Origin of the sequence: Streptomyces sp. NPDC127114, assembly GCF_042677525.1 — a bacterium.
In the GTDB taxonomy this organism is placed as follows: Bacteria; Actinomycetota; Actinomycetes; order Streptomycetales; family Streptomycetaceae; genus Streptomyces.
The window spans coordinates 140095-155074 of sequence record NZ_JBHXTJ010000014.1 but is presented as its reverse complement, the minus strand read 5'-3'; the positions used below and the strand labels follow the sequence as shown (position 1 = coordinate 155074).

The following is a 14980-nucleotide window of genomic DNA, read 5'->3' as shown; positions in this document are numbered from 1 at the left end:
CTGGTCCAGGCCGAGCGGAGGTACTCCCCTTTCTCGGACCGCGTTGGAGCTCTGCCCTGGCCTGTAGCTGTTGAGGCTGGTGAGGTTGCTGCGCCCGTCTGCGCCGTCGAAGCCCCAGGCCGGGGATCCTCCCCGACCTGGGCTTCGGTGTCTTCGGTGTGCTGCTGTCAGGGGCGGGCGGCCGTCGAGACCCGGGCGAGGACGGCCGTCGCCTGCGCCGGGTTCGCGCGGAGCCAGGCGGTCAGGTGGTCTCGGACGGCCTCGGTGACGCAGGTGCGGACGGGGCCGTTGCCCAGTCGGTCGCGAGTTGCGCCCTCGTACTCGGGCCGATCGAGCTTCACCGACACGACCGCCGTCAGGCCCGCGCCGAGCTGGGTGGGGGTGAAGTCGGGGTCGGACGGGCTGAGCAGCCGGTGCTCCTGGGCGTACGCGGTGAGTGCGGCCGCGAGGCCGTCTCGGAAGCCGAGTTCGTGCGTGCCGCCGCCGGTGGTCGGCCGGCTGTTGGCGTAGCTTGCGATTCGTTCGTCGCTGCTGTCGCACCAGCGGAGGGCCACCTCCACGGTTCCCTCCATCTCGGCGTACTCACGCTCGAAGCTGATCACGTCCGGGTGGAGCGGGGCACTCTGTTGCGCGACGTAGTCCCTTGGGCCGCCCGGGAAGCGGAAGCGAACGGTCCGGGGTGCCGCGGGGTCGCGGTCATCGGCCAAGGTGATGTCCAACTCGCGGTTCAGGAAGGACAGCTCCCTGAAGCGCGCAGCGAGGGTGTCGAACGAGAGCTCCAGAGTCTCGAAGATCTCGGCGTCCGGCCGGAAGGTGATCACGGTCCCGGTGGCCTCGGCCGGCCCGGTGCGGGCGGGCACCCCGACAGGCACGCCCTGCTCGTACTCCAGCACCCAGCGGGCGCCGTCGCGGCATACCTCTGCCGTCAGGCGGCTCGACAAGGCGTTGACGACGGCCATTCCCCCTCCGAAGTTGCCGCCGGACAGCAGGCGCCGGTCAGCGGGTGGTGCCCCGCACCAGAGTTCGGTCAACCGGCTCTCCAGCGGAGGACCGTCGCCGTGGCCGGCATACCCGACCGCAAGACCCGTGCCGTCGTCGGCGACACGGACGCCGCCGTCGGCGGTGAGGGTGATCTCGACACGGCTGGCGGTGCCGCCGAGGATCTCGTTCAGCGCCCGTTCGGCGGCATCGAGCACCAGGTGGTGCAGGCCGCGTTCGCCGACCGATCCGACGTACATCCCGGGGCGCTTCCGAACGGCCTCCAGGCCCTCGAGAACCACGATCACGCTGGCGTCGTACGTATGGGATTCCTCGCTCATGATGCCCCCTCCGAGGGTGTCCGACAGAGGTCTCCCAACTTAGGAGATCTCCCATAAAAACAGCAGGTCAGGGGCGAGAGAGCGAGGCCTCCGGCGGACTCCTGAAAGGCGATGAGGGGCGGTCGGTCGGGAGGAGTACGCGCGGCCGCGGCAAGGTCCGCCGCGGCCCGCAGAGGACCGTCTGCGGCACTGTTTCGGGAGGCCGCGGAGCCACGAATTTCAAGAACTTGCCGCTCGGTCTCATGCGGCCGTGAGTGCGGGTGAGCCGTTCGGCTGCGCGCCGAGATGGCTGCGCGACACGGGGCCGTTCGGCTGATCAGGTCGTGCTGTGCCAACGCCTGGTAGCTCTGGGGAGAGAACGGTCGCGGGGGCTGTCGAGGCGGATGCGGCCGGGTCAGCGCCTACCGGTGAGGCCGTAGGCGACGTGCTCGATGAGCACGATCTCGGCGCCGTCCGGACGAGCAGGGAATCGAGATCGACAGGTGCCATCGGCGTTTCGGCCAAGCGCCGTGGTCGTGAGGTCCGTTGGGAGACCTGGGTCGGTGCATCTTCCATGCTCCGACACGCGCCGGATCCCGGGGATCCGACGGAGTCCGAAAGACACCAGTTCGATATCTCCGCGGGGTCGTTGAGCTACACGAACCGCGCCGGACGACCGCTCAGGAGGACCCGCCGTTGACCTCGACGCCCGTGAACGAACAGCAGACCACGCCGCCTCCACCTCCGCCCGCGGAGATCACCTACAGCGGGCAGTACGCGATCAACCCGCTCGCCGAGGTCTCCTTCCGGCGCATGTGCGCGCAGATCCCCGCCGTCCTGGGTCGCATCGCTCGGCTCTCGTGGCGGACCGACCGGCGCGCCGTGCAGCTGCTCCTCGGCTGCCAGCTGGTCACGGGCGCCTCCGCCGCGGTGCTGCTGACGGCCACCGCCCGGGCCATGGAGCCCGTCCTCGGGTCCGGTTCCGCCGGGGAGCGGCTGAGGGGTGCGCTGCCGGCCCTGCTGGTGGTGGCCCTCGCCGCGGCGCTGGCTCGTACGGCCGGGGCGGTTGCCTCGTACGCGGAACGGCGGATCACGCCACGTCTGACGACCGAGACGGACTCGGCGCTGGTCGAGGCGGTGTGCCGGGTGGAGGCGGTGGCGTACGCGGAGGACGGGTTCGCGGACCGGCGCGAGGCGGCCGAGATGGGCGTGATGCGGACCCATGTGATGGTGACCGACGCCCAGCGGTTCGTGTCGGCGGTCATTCGCATGGTCACCGCTGGGGGTGTTCTGTCGGTGCTGAACCCGCTGATGCTGCCGCTTCTCCTGCTCGCCGTTCTTCCGGCCGGCGTCGGGGCCGTGCTGAGCGCGCGGGTCGACTACGAGATCCACTACGCGAACGTGGCGGACCGCAACGTGAGGGGGATGATGCGCTGGTGGGCGACCGAGTCCCGTTACAGCGACGAGGTCCGCGCGAACTCGATGACCGACTACCTCGTCTACTGGTACCGGGCCCTGTCCGACCGGTGTGACCTGCGCAGCCTGGGCGCCGCGCCGCGCACGCTGCGGATCGCCCTGCTGTCGGCGCTGGCCGGCGGCGTCTTCCTGCTGGCGACGTGGGGGGCTCTGGCGTGGCTGGCCGTGTCCGGCCGGATCGATCTCGCGGTCGCCGCGACGGCCGTGATCGCCGTGCAGACCACGCTCGCCGCGCTGTCCCAGGTGGTCATCGGCGGCGCCGCGGTCTTCCACACCAGCCTGTACCTCGGCGACATGCAGTCCTTCCTCGACGCCGCCGCCGCCCGCGCCCCCAGACGCGGTCCCCACCGTCTCGCCGCCCCGGTCGACGAGATCCGCATGGAGGAGGTCGTGTACCAGTACCCGGGCAAGGACAAGCCTGCTGTCGACGGCGTCTCGTTGACCCTGCGGCGCGGCCAGATCCTCGCGATCGTCGGGGCGAACGGCTCGGGGAAGTCCACGCTCACCCGTCTGCTGACCGGGGTCTACCTGCCGGACAAGGGCACGGTCTCGTGGAACGGCACCGACCTCTCCGGGACGGACCCCTCCACGGTGTGGGCGTGCACCGGTCTGGTGCCGCAGATCTTCGCGCAGTGGCCGCTGCGCGTCCGCGAGAACGTGACCCTCGGCCAGCCCCGTACCCACGACGACACCCCGGTGTGGGAGGCCGTCGACGCGGTCGGGCTGCGCGACGCCGTCGAAGACCTCCCGGCCGGTCTCGACACCCTCCTCGCCCGGGACCTCTGGGGCGGGACGGAACTCTCCGGCGGCCAGTGGCAGCGCATCGCGTGCTCAAGGGCCCTTTACCGCCGGCCCGAGCTGCTGATCCTCGACGAGCCCACCTCCCAGATGGATCCCCGGGGCGAACACCAGATCTTCGAGCAGATCAAGGCCATCTCCGCCGACCGCATCACGATCGTGGTCACCCACCGTCTGGAGAACACCAAGATCGCCGATCACATCATCGTGATGGAACACGGCCGGATCACCGAGCACGGCACGTACGACGACCTCGCCCATGGGGGCGGGACCTTCGCCGAACTCCTGGAACTCTCCCAGGACCGCTGACCCTGCTCACCGCCATCAGTCGCGCTCGTCGAGGACGCCCAGGACCGCGGGGCGGCAACTCCGCACGGCCGTACGCCCCGCAGCGGCTCGTGATCCGACCGCGGACCGGCCTGTTACCTGCCGTAGAGGAACGCCCGTGCGGGTACGAAGATTTCGTGCCCCTTCGGGAAGCGGACCCGTACGCCTTCTCGGGTCCACTCCGTCGACTCCACCCCCTGCTGCCCGAGCGCGGCGTCGACGTCGAGCCAGTGTCCGTAGGCGGGAGTGGGCTGCCTGCCGATGAACAATTGGAAGGTGTCGCTCCCGGACAGGCTGCTGCGGCGGACCAGGGCCAGGTGGTGTGGTGCCTCGTCCGGGTAGATCAGCGAAGGCGGGGCAGCGCTGCGGTAGGTCACTTCGTCCGTCGGCCAGCGCACGACGGCGACCAAAAAGCCGGTCAACACGATGCCGCAGACCAAGCCCAGCAGGGCCGGCCCCAGCCAGGGCCTACGGCGGGGGCGTGCCTGCGGTGGGTTCGGGGCGGTTACGGGCATGCGGACGGGGACCTCCGGGATCGATGCGGCTCGGGACCGGCCGCGAGAATCGGCTCACGAGAAGGACGCGGAGCCGCGGACGGGGGTTGCCGGCCGCCGACGTCGTGTCACGATCATGCCCCGTAGGAGCTGTTGGAAAGTACTGGTCCCGTGAGGTCTGGCATCGATGGAGGGCTACGCTCGCACTGCCGGAATGCCTGGACCGGCCGCTCTGCCGATCACCGAGGTGGGTGCCCGCGATAGCTGGCGTCGTCGGCTCGCCCAGCTTGTCGACCGGCTCAGGGAGCAGGCCAGCCGTGGAGGTCAAGCCCCGGAGCACGAGAGCCTCGTGCACCAGGTTGATGATTTTGATGCAGGGTTCAGTGGGCCGGGAGCGGATCAGCTGGTCTGCGCGGCCGCACGCGGGTCGGAGGTGTCGATACGTTCGGCGAACCGACGGACCTGGTCCTCGACAGGTTCGTTCCCGGTGACGGCCATGGTGTAGTGACGAAACGCCGTCGCGCGGAACGAATCCTCGACGCGGAACCGCAACGTGATGTGGGCCTTCTCGCCACGATCGCCGACCGATAGGCCAAGGCCCCAGGGCGGGGGCAGGCAGTTCCACCGCCGGAACCAGTCGAGGTCGACCAGTTCCCGGGCCAGGAGGCGTACGGCGGTGTCGACCGGCTCCTCCCAGCTGTGGTCGGCGACGAAGCGGTTCCAGCTCGGCGTCGTACCGGGCGGCCTCGAAGTGGGAGTCCGATGGCAGCGGCACCCGGATGTCGTCCGTGTTCTCCCATGTCCACACCACCAGACCACCACACCGCTCGATGGTCACGAAGACGCCCCCGCAGCAGCCGGTGTCGCAGCAGTTGTTCGACAACTCGACCCGCCGCGGTTCGGTGCCGGCCGTCAGCGGCCACGTTTCGGGCGGGCCGATCAGCATCTCGTGAAAGAGACTCGAATCGCTGTCGGGGTGGATGGTCTCCACGACATCCACCCCGTCGACCATCAAGCGGATCCGCGCCGACGATCGCCATGATCCCGGATGCGCGGGGACGTGGCGGAGGGAAAGGACGTTGAACGGCTCCGAAGGCTCCATCTTTTTATGATCACACCTTCGGGCCCGCACTTCCCGGTACCCGCCCCGCGCCCATGCACCGCGTCCGGTGTGGCGCAGCCTGTCGGCCGCCGAGCTGGTTTGTGGAGGCTCTGATCTGCGGCAAAGGATTAATCGGCGTGCTTCCCGGCAGGCCCGTCGGGCATCATCACGGGATGATCGGCAATCGGATCACCCATCGCACGGCGGACGGCGTCCGTGTTCCCGGAACATGGCGCCACGCGTTCATATGCAACGGCGGCACCTACTTCCTCACCGACCTCTTCATCTACGCCGACGGCATCATCGACTGCTGGGACCTGGTCACGCTCGACGAGTTCGAGAAGAAGCTCCGCAGCGGGTGGGTGGCCACCAGCCTTCCCGACGGTGGCCAGGCATCCGCACACCGCCTGGCCTCGTGGACCTTCGATGAGCCGGACACCTGGCTGACCCCGGAGCTGCTGCTGGCCGAAGTCCGCGACACCATCGACAGGCTGAACGGTCGCCCCGATTCGACCGGCCGCTGCCTGGCGGCGGTGGATGCGTTCTTCGCCGAGCGGACGGAGGAGAACCGGTCCGCGGCCGAGGTCGCCTATCTGGCCATCCCCGAGACGGTGCGCCACTACGCCCTCGGTGACATGGACCGCAAGGACCGTCCCCTGCAGGTCCTGGTGACGGGCCCGGGCGGTCGCTGTCCCCAATGGCCTGACGAAACGGTTTCGCAGGACGAGTACGACGAGGCCGTCGCGTACTTCGAGGAGCGGAGCCGACGGCGGGCCGAGGCGCCTTCGCGGGTTCCCGCGGACGGGGCGGTGAACTCCTTCGCCCCCGCGTTGAAGCTGCCGCACTCGTATCCGCAGCGCGTGCTCGATCACCCGGACAAGCGGTGCCTGCGCAATGACTACCCCGCGCCCATCACCCTGGACGACGTCACCTATCCGTCGGTGGCGCACGCCTACTGGGCCCGGTCCGTCGCCGAACCTGAAGCGCGCATCGCGGTCGTCACCGCGGAGACGGGGGCGAAGGCCCACACGCTCGCGGCCAAGGCGACGCGACGTAAGGGCTGGGAGCGGACCCGCACGGCAGTCATGGCCCGATTGCTGCGTACCAAGTTCGAGCAGCATTCCGACCTCGCCGCGATCCTTCTGGCCACGGGTGACGCGACCTTGATCTACGACGACGCGGACTCGGATTTCTGGGGCGACAACGGAGGACGGGGCCGGAACTGGATGGGCCGCCTCTTGGAACTCGTCCGGTCCGAACTGCTGGCTGGGGAGGCCGGCGTCGACTAGGACCCGTTCCAGCCGACCATGCGACTGTCGGTTGATCTGCTCGTTCTCCATGTATGGGGCAAGGTGAACCCGATGATCTGCCGGACGCAGAGTGGGCGCGGCTTCGGCCGCTCCTGCTGGTCAGGTGTGGCCGCTGCGGGGCAGTGGCCTGATGACCGGCAGGTGATCGACGGGACCGTTGACACCTCCTTCACAGTCCGAGGGCCTGCTGCGAGACCACACATTCCGCACGTCGTGCGTGAAGGTGATGGTCGGCAGTCGTAGCCGACCCGTAACTGCCGCCCGCTACGGGCGACGCTCAGCCGATCGCTCCTCTCTCGGTGAACCCGGGTGACCGAGCGGAGCTGGGGACTGTCTCTCTGCACCGTCTGTGAGATCGTCCTGATCGTGATCGAGTCCTGGGTGATCAATGACGGCAGCCCTGCGCCCGTGTCGTCCGAGACGGTGCTGGAGGCACTTCGGGCGAGGATCGACAGCGGGAAGCTCGAGACATGGCTGACCAGCTCGTCCGGACGCTCGCTGGCCTTCGTAACAAACACGGAGCGCGCGATGGTGATGCTGCTCGAGGAAGAGGGCGATCCGGGCGAGCATGCCACGGATCCCGGCGCTCAAGGATCGAGCGGCGGGTTCACCCTCTCCAACGGGCAGAACGACGAGTACCCGGATGAGGGGCACCGTGCCCATGCACGAGGCGTTGAGGCTCGTGCAGCAGATCGTGGGCTCGGGATCCTGGCCGACGGACGCACACTGGGTGGTTGATCGCTGAGCCGGCTGCCGTCGTGCCCCCGATGAGGAACCGCGGGAGTTCGCCTGCGGCCCGGTAGGCGGTGGCGAGCTTGTCTGATCGCATGGGCAGGCCGCGGCACTGCTTGAGCCGGTTGATGCAGCGCTCGACCGCGTTGCGCTGCTTGTGGGTCTCGGCGTCGAAGGCCGGCGGTGCTCGGCGATCCAGTCGCCTCGTTCGTGAGGATGGAGTGGAAGTCGTTGCTGGCCGTGCCCTGCGGCCTCGACGAGGCCCCGGTCCGGGATGTCGGGTCCCGAGCCGAGGTCTCCCGTCGTACTGCGCTTCCCGCGAGCGGCGGTCTCTAGCCGAGCGGCAGGCCCAGGAACTTCGCTGGTGCCAGTGCGAGGAACTTCGACATCGCGGTGGCGAGACCGGCCGCCTCCGGGCTTTCGGGCTCGGCCGCGAGGCTACGGAACGTCAGCTCCAGGGCCCGGTCGCCGTCGCGCACCAGAAGAGTGGTGATCTGGGCCTGCTGCCCAGCCGGGCCGGCGAGCATCGTGCGCATCAAGGCCTCGTCACCGAACTTCTGCTCCACCTTGAGCGGCTCACTCGGATCATCGGCCGGGTCCACCAGCTGAACGGTGATCTCCTGATCGCCGACGCTCATCGTCCACGCTGCGCACTCGGCGTAGACCTGGCGCATGTCGGCCATCCAGGTAACGGCGGCCCCTGCCGCCCGTTCCGAGACTCCCTCGTCGACGACGATCGTGGAGTCCGCATTCACGAACGAGGTCCTGACCTCCCTCACGGCCTTGTCGGTGAACGCCCTGTTCAGCAGGGCCGTGAGCTCTGGAGTCGCACCGGTCATCGGCGGCGGGTCCTCGTCGGACGAGGGCGACTCCAGTTCGGCGAAGTCATCGAGGCCCGCCTCGGACAGATCCGCTGCCGCGACCAGCAGCTCCTCGAGGTCCACCGGCCGCTCGGCCGGCGACGACTGCGAATCGCCAAATGTGCTCACGAAGTTGCCTTTCGATAAGGGTGCTTGGCGCATGCCGGGCATCACCGTAACCCGCCGCACCCCGAGACGATCATGAAATTCGGAGTTCGGTGCTGCGCGAGACCCCTGGTGGGCATTGAGGCGGCATGCGCTTTGCCGATCAGGGGCGGTGTCACCGACTTGTGAAGAGACCAGTGCGGCGAATGCGCACCTGGAGTCGGGAGCGTACGAACGGACCTTTCACACACCGTCCCCGGTCACCGCGGCGGCGAACCGCCCGGTCGTCGACGAGGCCGTACGGCAGGCAGGGAGGAGAGGGGCAGCCAGCGTCACTGGAGTCGCAGGACACCAGGTGCTCGGTCCTCGAAGATCTCGATCAACCAGTCGAAGACGGTTGATCCGCGCTCTCCACGCGCCGCGGCAAGATCGGCACTGACCGCCGGGCGGTTCGCGGGGTGGCAGCGTGACAAGCGCAGCTCCAACTGCCGAGCAGTCTCCGGATAGCTCAAATAGTCGCGAGCCACCTGATGGTCCCGCCACTCAACCACGTAGTCATCGTCGTCGGGCGTCCCGAAACCACCGCTGAGGCAGTCGGCGAAGGCGTCGAGATTCCTGCCGAAGTAGCCGCCGGGACCGTTGATCGCCTCGCCGATGACTCGCCAGAAGTCTTCCAGCGTCCTGATCCGGGTGCCATCCAGCACGTACGTCGCGGTCACAGCACGCAGGATACGTGCGGCTCCGGAATGTGCCCGTCCCTTTTGGACCCGTGCTGTGAAGGCACTGCCTCGCGCGGGTTTCGCCGGAAGTCGCGGTGTAGCTGGTACGTAGGGACACGTTGAACCGCATGAATGCTCGGCAGTTCAAGGCTGCCGATGGCCGCCGATCTCGAACGGCCTGCTTTCGCGGAAGTCCCGCTCGCCATGGAGACGGCAGTCCTGGCGATGTTCGGCCCCGTGACGACATTTGTACAAGACCGAGGGACGGCAGCCCCGGCATCCTCCCGAGCATGGCTATCTACGAAGGTAAGCATGTGCACGGGATGCACGTGGTCCACGACGGCCTGCGGGAAGCGCCGCCGCTCGTGCTCATCCACGGATCGGGGGCCTCGGGCAGCTCCTGGGGTCCGGTAATGCCGGCACTGGCCAGCCGGTATCACGTCATCCGGATCGACCTCCCGGGCCACGGTCAGTCCCCGCCCGCGCCGTCGTACGACGTGCCTGAGCAGGCAGCCAGACTGGCCGCGGCGCTCGATGAGCTCGGCCTTCGTCCGGTCACCGTGGCCGGACACTCCAGCGGCGGGTACATCGCCACCGCCCTCGCCGAACAGCGCCCGGACCTGGTGGGTTCGCTCGCACTGATCAGCAGTGGTCCGAGTCCCGACGCGCTCCTTCCGCAGCCCGTCCTCCTTCGGGTCCTGATCGACCCGCCGCTCGGTCCGCTTCTTTGGAGAGTCCGTTCCGACGCGATGCTCCGCCGGGGGGTGACCGCGGTGTGCAACCGCCCGGTGGACGTCCCGGACGACCTGGTCGCCGACGTGCGGGGCATCAGTTATCGCACGTTCAGGACGGTGCTGCGCCAAAACCGCGCGTACATCGCCGACCGGAGCGTACCCGCGCGCCTGACCGCACTCGACGTCCCGGTTCTGGTGATCTTCGGCGCTGCCGACCCCCGCTGGGATCCGTCTTCGGCGCACCACTACGACACGGTGCCGAACGCGCGAGTCGTGCAGCTGCCCGACGTCGGGCACTTCCCCATGCTCGAAGCGCCGGAGACGACCAGCGAGTTGCTGCTGCGCTTCGCAGCGACGGGCCGTTGACACCCACCGCCTAGCCTGGTGCTGTGAAGTCCACCGAATCACCACCTGACTGGGCGTCGGTGAAGGTCGCCGTGCCCCGCCAGCCCGGCCGGCTGCCGGGGGTCAGCATGGCCGGGTTCAGCCAGCGTGCTCCGGCAGACGTGGGTATCGCCATGGTCGCGCACCCCTCGGTGACTCTGTTCGTGGACCTGAGCGACGGAGACAGGCTTGTCCACGACGCCCACGGCCGGCGCGAATGCGGCAGCACGGTCGTCGGGCTGGTACCGGGCGACCTTCGGCTCGGGGGCCGGGCGGCAGGGGGGATCGAATGCCTCCAGATCCGGTTGTCGCCGGTCTGGGCGGTCGCGGTGTTCGGAGCATCGACCGACCTCAGCGGGACGGTGGTCTCCTTGGAGGATGTCTGGGGCCGCGATGCCGGACGAACCGAGGAAAGGCTGCGGGACGCCGCGTCGTGGGACGAGAGGTTCACGATCGCAGCGGACGCCCTCGGCCGACGGATGAGCGCCCGCCCGTCGCCTGATCCCGAGGTCGCCGCTGCCTGGTGGCTGATGCGCACCAGCCGGGGACGGGTGCGCGTCGACAGCCTGGCGAGCGAGGTGGGATGGAGCCGTAAGCGCCTGTGGTCCCGCTTCCGGTCCCAGATCGGCCTCACGCCCAAGCACGCCGCCCGGCTGGTGCGCTTCGATCACGCCGCCCATCTCCTCGCGGCGGGTAACGCCGCCGCCCAGGTGGCGGCCGAAAGCGGCCACGCCGACCAGGCCCACCTCCACCGCGAGGTCAAGGCGTTCACCGGGGTGACACCTACGGCCCTAGCGGCTGCGCCGTGGCTCGCCATCGATGACGTCGCGTGGCCGACCTCGTTCGCGGACCTGACACCGCCGACGTCTCCGATCCATCAGTTCCCGCGAAGTGAGCCGAGTTCGCACGAGAGACGACGCATCATCTCTCAGGACGTGACGGGATGAGAGAAGGGCAGCACAAACGAGAACGGGTGGGAATCCGACAGGTTCAACCGACAGGACAACCAACCAGTCTCACGAAGACGGCATAAGTGCCACCGTTGGATGGGGACACGGGCTTCCGTCGCGAGGATGCGGGGGGGCGATGTCTTCGCGGCCGGACTCGTACGTGAACGGGCTGCAGGAAGGCCGGATTTCCGCCTGGGCGATGTCAGCGAGACGGTCGACGTCGTCAGCGTCGCTCTCGGAGCCCAGGCTCTCCACCCGAGCGGCGGCTTCCTTCGTGCGTCGCAGCACGGCGTGGGCCTGCACGCGTTCTGCGGCGCGGTGCCAGTCGTTTGCGGTACCTCTGACGATCAGTGAGCTGATATGGTCCATGCCTCCGGCCGCGGTCGGCGTGCCGGCGGTGTCGAGCACCGCGGCACCCGGACAGGGTCGGGACTTTCACCGGCGCCGTAGACGCGGAGCACGGCGTCGTAGATCAGGGCATGAGCAGGCTCGTAGAAGTCGTGGGCTTGCAGGATCTCCACGACGTCGGCGACGGTGTCCGTGGACAGGAGCAGCGCGGAGCACCGTCTTCTCTGCGCTGTTGTCACAGTTCGAGGACTGCCGGCTGCCTGTGTCGCTACTCATGCCGAAGTCCCCAAAGCGGCGCCCGTCTTCAGCGCCAGCGGCGAAGCGGCCGGCGACGGTCCTGGTCGGAGACGACTCCAGGGCTCCCGTGGCGGCTGAGGCGAGCTCGCCTTGATGCGGATCTGGATCCCGAACATCCCCCGGTGTCGCTCTTCGCTCCCCACTCAGGTGCTGCGGTCAACGGAAACGGCAAGCTCTACGGAGCATGGAGCACCGGGAGCGAAGCGGCGGTGATGGTGGTTCGCCGTCCTGGCAGACTCGATGGCATGGACGAGCTTGCCAGCGGCGCGGCGCTGAACAATCCCATGCACGAGTACGTGACGCTCTATCCCGAGGTCGTCAAGGCAGGTTCCTTGCAGAACGCCTTACAGGCGGTTGCCGACGACGCGGGCAGCGGGCTCGCGGTCGAGCTCACGTCCTCACCCGGCTGGCGCCGTGTAGCCGCGTGCGTGGAACGTGACGGCCGGAGGGCGGATGTCCTGATGGCCCTCGGCGAGCGCTGTTTCATCGTCGACTGCTGGACCGGCGGCGTCCGTATGGCTTCCGGCAATACCTCGGATCTGACCGAGGCTTCCGGAGCGCTCCACTCCTGGCTGGAGGGGCCGCGGGTGGGTGAACTCGTCGCCCAGTGGTCCTTCCTGCGGACCTGGGAGCTTGCCGAGGCCCACGAGCGCGGCGAGGCTGTGCCCGTGCGTTGGCGCCGGCTCCGTGAGGCCGCCGCGCGCACGCCGGACACCGGATTGCACGAACTCGTCGAGGCCGCGTTCGAACAGGAGCGGCTTCGGGTCCTGTCGCCGGGACGGAGCATGCAATGGCTCACCTTCAGCCGCCGGGCCGCGCCACCCATCTGCCACGACCTGCCGCGGGCCATGCCGCTCAAGAACGGCCGCTACCGGGTGCGGTTCGCCGACGGGCGGCTGCAGGAGCTGACCAGTGCGGCAGAAGCGGTGGTGGTCATCATCGAGGGCCTTCCCGAGGATGCCATGCCACGGCCTTAAGAGGTCGTCTCGATAGGCGGTTAGTGCGTCGGAGCGCCCTGCTGGTTGGGGCGTATGGTGCGGGTGCGACGATGCAGGCATGCGCGAGTTGAGCGAGTTGATCGACGTCGAGGAACCGGCTTGGCCTGAACTCAGGGAGATCGTCGGTGCCGGGCCGGTGTCCGTCGAGGTGCTCCCGGCTGATGGCGGCCTGGGGAGGGCGTCGATTCTCCAGTTGCAGGTCACGGCCAGGTCGTATTTGGGCGCGGTGGTGCTGCACTGTGGCGGCCTGCTGGTGGACGGCGGATGGTTGCGGGTCTTCGGCAGCCCCGTGGACGGGGCGGCGCGTGAGGTGCCGAGTCTGGCGCAGGTCAATCAGCTCCCTGGAGCGTTCGACCCTACGTGGCGAGCGGATCCCGGTCTGGTTGTAGCCCAGGACGTGCTGGGCGGTGTCTTCGTTCTCAACGGCGGAGACCCGGCGGGTCACGGGCGTCCTGGGGCTCCTGGGGAGATGGTCTACTTCGCCCCGGATTCGCTTCGCTGGGAGGCTTTGGGGGTCGGTCACTCAGCGTGGATGGCCTGGCTGTCATCAGAGGGGCTTGATCAGTTCTATGCGGATCTTCGCTGGCCCGGCTGGAAAGATGAGGTCGAGGCACTGAACGGTGATCAGGGCCTGTCGCTGTTTCCGCCGTTGTGGTCTACCGAGGCTCGTCAGGACCTCTCCGCGACCAGCCGTCGAGCTGCGCCCATGACGGAGTTGCTTGGCGTCGCCCGGGACTCATGCCGACAGTTCGATGGAGTCGATCCGGGATTTCTCGGCGCCGTGTGACCTGGCCGGCTGGTCGAGCCGGCGGTAGCAGATCAGGGCGGCGGCGATTCCGGCGAAGGCCAGGAAGTGTTCCGCCTTGCGCTCGTAGCGACGGTGCAGGCGGCGGCAGCCGGTCAGCCAGGCCACCGTCCGCTCCACGGTCCAACGGTGGCGGCCCAGCCTCTGGGAGGACTCGATGCCCCTGCGGGCAATGCGCGGCGTGATGTTCCGGAACCGGAGCCATCGGCGCAGGTGGTCGTAGTCGTAGCCCTTGTCGGCGTGGAGCTTGGCAGGCCGTCGCCGACGGGGGCCGCGGCGGGAGCGGATCGGCGGAATGCCCCGGACCAATGGCTCCAAGGCCTGGCTGTCATGAGTGTTGGCGGCGGAGATGCCGATGGAGAGTGGCAGACCGGTCCGCTCGGTGACCAAGTGGATTTTTGAACCTTTCTTGCCGCGATCTATGGGATTCGGACCCGTCAGGTCCCCCCTTTCGCTGCCCGCATATTCACCGAGTCGATTGCGCACCGCGACCAGTCCAGCGCGCCGAGCTCGTCCAGGACCAAACGGTGGAGCTTGCCCCATCCCGAGCCCGGCTCCACTCGGTGAACCGACGGTGCGCGGTCGGTCCGGACGGGCCGAAGACCGGTGGCAGCTGTCGCCACGTACAGCCCGTCGTGGCCACGAACACGATCGCCGCCAACACCTGCCGGTCCCCATACTGCGTCGGCCACCACCCTGCGGCCGCACAGGAGCACCTGAACCACCCGCTGGAACAACTCCCACAACCCATCCGGCCAAGCCGCTCCACCATCGCCATCACGCCCCTGAGCCTAGTAATCAAGCCAGTTGAGACGATCTCTAAAGCCACGGGTGGGGAAGATTCCCCTCGCGGCGCGTCGGGGCCGACCAGGCTCGCTCCCTGCTCGCCAGGATCAGTGGTCAGCCTCCGGCCTCACGATTTCGACAGCCGTGCCCGGCTGCCCCGTTGGGCGACCGGGGAGCCACCGGGACAACCGTCAGTCGATGGCGTGCGCCTTCTCTCCACCATGAACGCGGCCTCGGCGGGCCTTGATGGAGGGTCGCGCCAGAATGCGCGGGTGTTCCTGGGTGCTCGGACACCACTGGTGGACCTGCGCATTCGCAGCTCCACCGGTGGTCGTAGACCCGGCTCGTCCTCTCGTCCCCTCGTCCCCTCGTTCTCAGGTGAGCTCCGCATGGGGACCTGTTACGCCGGGCGATGACGCGGACGTCGGGTCGGCCGGCGCTGCTCCACCACCGAGAG

The 14980-nt window shown here is 68.6% G+C and carries 15 protein-coding genes and 1 pseudogene; 8 read left to right on the top strand and 8 right to left on the bottom strand.

The genetic code is table 11. The annotated features are described in order from the left end of the window. Window positions 1-167 precede the first annotated feature (167 nt). Window positions 168-1319: a DNA gyrase subunit B gene (locus ACFVGS_RS17255; protein WP_385692910.1), complete on the bottom strand. Its 1152-nt coding sequence runs from the start codon at window positions 1317-1319 to the stop codon at window positions 168-170. A 792-nt stretch (window positions 1320-2111) separates the two neighbouring features. Here ACFVGS_RS17255 and ACFVGS_RS17250 point away from each other — a divergent pair. Continuing rightward, the gene (locus ACFVGS_RS17250) at window positions 2112-3881 is read left to right on the top strand and encodes an ATP-binding cassette domain-containing protein (RefSeq protein ID WP_385692932.1); all 1770 of its coding nucleotides are present in this window, start codon (window positions 2112-2114) and stop codon (window positions 3879-3881) included. Window positions 3882-3994: 113 nt separating this feature from the next. Here the strand turns inward: ACFVGS_RS17250 and ACFVGS_RS17245 are convergent, their stop codons facing one another. Then, a complete protein-coding gene (locus tag ACFVGS_RS17245) occupies window positions 3995-4297 on the bottom strand; it encodes a hypothetical protein (RefSeq protein WP_384417509.1) in 303 nt (100 codons plus the stop codon). Window positions 4298-4792: 495 nt separating this feature from the next. Further along, entirely contained in the window at window positions 4793-5215 is a 423-nt protein-coding gene (locus tag ACFVGS_RS17240; protein ID WP_385692909.1) for a hypothetical protein, read from the bottom strand. Between the two features lie 8 nt (window positions 5216-5223). On the opposite strand from ACFVGS_RS17240, the gene ACFVGS_RS17235 reads away from it, so the two are divergent. The 3 genes from ACFVGS_RS17235 to ACFVGS_RS17225 all read left to right on the top strand — a co-directional run bounded on the left by ACFVGS_RS17235 (window position 5224) and on the right by ACFVGS_RS17225 (window position 7543). Continuing rightward, complete coding sequence (locus ACFVGS_RS17235) at window positions 5224-5346, top strand: hypothetical protein (protein WP_385692908.1); 123 nt, start codon at window positions 5224-5226, stop codon at window positions 5344-5346. Between the two features lie 322 nt (window positions 5347-5668). Continuing rightward, window positions 5669-6784 carry an NADAR family protein gene (locus ACFVGS_RS17230; protein ID WP_385692907.1) on the top strand — a complete coding sequence of 372 codons (1116 nt, stop codon included), beginning with the start codon at window positions 5669-5671 and terminating at the stop codon, window positions 6782-6784. A gap of 387 nt (window positions 6785-7171) precedes the next feature. Then, window positions 7172-7543, top strand: coding sequence for a hypothetical protein (locus ACFVGS_RS17225; protein WP_385692906.1), 372 nt, complete (start codon window positions 7172-7174; stop codon window positions 7541-7543). Window positions 7544-7869: 326 nt separating this feature from the next. Here ACFVGS_RS17225 and ACFVGS_RS17220 read toward each other — a convergent pair whose 3' ends face one another. Both ACFVGS_RS17220 and ACFVGS_RS17215 read right to left on the bottom strand, forming a co-directional pair. Next, the gene (locus ACFVGS_RS17220) at window positions 7870-8559 is read right to left on the bottom strand and encodes a hypothetical protein (protein ID WP_385692905.1); all 690 of its coding nucleotides are present in this window, start codon (window positions 8557-8559) and stop codon (window positions 7870-7872) included. A 275-nt stretch (window positions 8560-8834) separates the two neighbouring features. Continuing rightward, on the bottom strand, window positions 8835-9221 hold the full coding sequence (locus ACFVGS_RS17215) for a barstar family protein (protein ID WP_385692904.1): 387 nt from the start codon (window positions 9219-9221) through the stop codon (window positions 8835-8837). A 290-nt stretch (window positions 9222-9511) separates the two neighbouring features. Between ACFVGS_RS17215 and ACFVGS_RS17210 the strand changes: the two genes are divergently transcribed. Both ACFVGS_RS17210 and ACFVGS_RS17205 read left to right on the top strand, forming a co-directional pair. Continuing rightward, on the top strand, window positions 9512-10321 hold the full coding sequence (locus ACFVGS_RS17210; protein WP_385692903.1) for an alpha/beta fold hydrolase: 810 nt from the start codon (window positions 9512-9514) through the stop codon (window positions 10319-10321). A 23-nt stretch (window positions 10322-10344) separates the two neighbouring features. Continuing rightward, a complete protein-coding gene (locus ACFVGS_RS17205) occupies window positions 10345-11286 on the top strand; it encodes a helix-turn-helix domain-containing protein (protein WP_385692902.1) in 942 nt (313 codons plus the stop codon). Between the two features lie 69 nt (window positions 11287-11355). On the opposite strand, the gene ACFVGS_RS17200 is transcribed toward ACFVGS_RS17205, so the two are convergent. Further along, window positions 11356-11697 carry a hypothetical protein gene (locus tag ACFVGS_RS17200; protein ID WP_385692936.1) on the bottom strand — a complete coding sequence of 114 codons (342 nt, stop codon included), beginning with the start codon at window positions 11695-11697 and terminating at the stop codon, window positions 11356-11358. Beyond that, complete coding sequence (locus ACFVGS_RS17195) at window positions 11637-11876, bottom strand: DnaB-like helicase N-terminal domain-containing protein (RefSeq protein WP_385692901.1); 240 nt, start codon at window positions 11874-11876, stop codon at window positions 11637-11639. Before ACFVGS_RS17195 ends, ACFVGS_RS17200 begins: the two co-directional genes overlap by 61 nt. 303 nt (window positions 11877-12179) lie before the next feature. On the opposite strand from ACFVGS_RS17195, the gene ACFVGS_RS17190 reads away from it, so the two are divergent. Further along, window positions 12180-12911, top strand: a complete 732-nt coding sequence (locus ACFVGS_RS17190) for a DUF6193 family natural product biosynthesis protein (protein ID WP_385692900.1) — start codon at window positions 12180-12182, stop codon at window positions 12909-12911. Window positions 12912-12990: 79 nt separating this feature from the next. After that, window positions 12991-13719: a DUF2625 domain-containing protein gene (locus tag ACFVGS_RS17185; RefSeq protein ID WP_385692899.1), complete on the top strand. Its 729-nt coding sequence runs from the start codon at window positions 12991-12993 to the stop codon at window positions 13717-13719. Here ACFVGS_RS17185 and ACFVGS_RS17180 read toward each other — a convergent pair. Further along, window positions 13669-14483: pseudogene (locus ACFVGS_RS17180) on the bottom strand (IS5 family transposase). The gene ACFVGS_RS17185 and the pseudogene ACFVGS_RS17180 sit on opposite strands and share 51 nt — an antisense overlap. Window positions 14484-14980: the final 497 nt, after the last annotated feature.

Bases quoted from the DNA above. Each gene is read 5' to 3' on its own strand.
- ACFVGS_RS17255 (WP_385692910.1), bottom strand. From the start codon at position 1,319: ATGAGCGAGGAATCCCATACGTACGACGCCAGCGTGATCGTGGTTCTC.
- ACFVGS_RS17250 (WP_385692932.1), top strand. From the start codon at position 2,112: ATGTGCGCGCAGATCCCCGCCGTCCTGGGTCGCATCGCTCGGCTCTCG.
- ACFVGS_RS17235 (WP_385692908.1), top strand. From the start codon at position 5,224: ATGGTCACGAAGACGCCCCCGCAGCAGCCGGTGTCGCAGCAGTTGTTC.
- ACFVGS_RS17230 (WP_385692907.1), top strand. From the start codon at position 5,669: ATGATCGGCAATCGGATCACCCATCGCACGGCGGACGGCGTCCGTGTT.
- ACFVGS_RS17220 (WP_385692905.1), bottom strand. From the start codon at position 8,559: ATGCGCCAAGCACCCTTATCGAAAGGCAACTTCGTGAGCACATTTGGC.
- ACFVGS_RS17210 (WP_385692903.1), top strand. From the start codon at position 9,512: ATGGCTATCTACGAAGGTAAGCATGTGCACGGGATGCACGTGGTCCAC.
- ACFVGS_RS17190 (WP_385692900.1), top strand. From the start codon at position 12,180: ATGGACGAGCTTGCCAGCGGCGCGGCGCTGAACAATCCCATGCACGAG.
- ACFVGS_RS17185 (WP_385692899.1), top strand. From the start codon at position 12,991: ATGCGCGAGTTGAGCGAGTTGATCGACGTCGAGGAACCGGCTTGGCCT.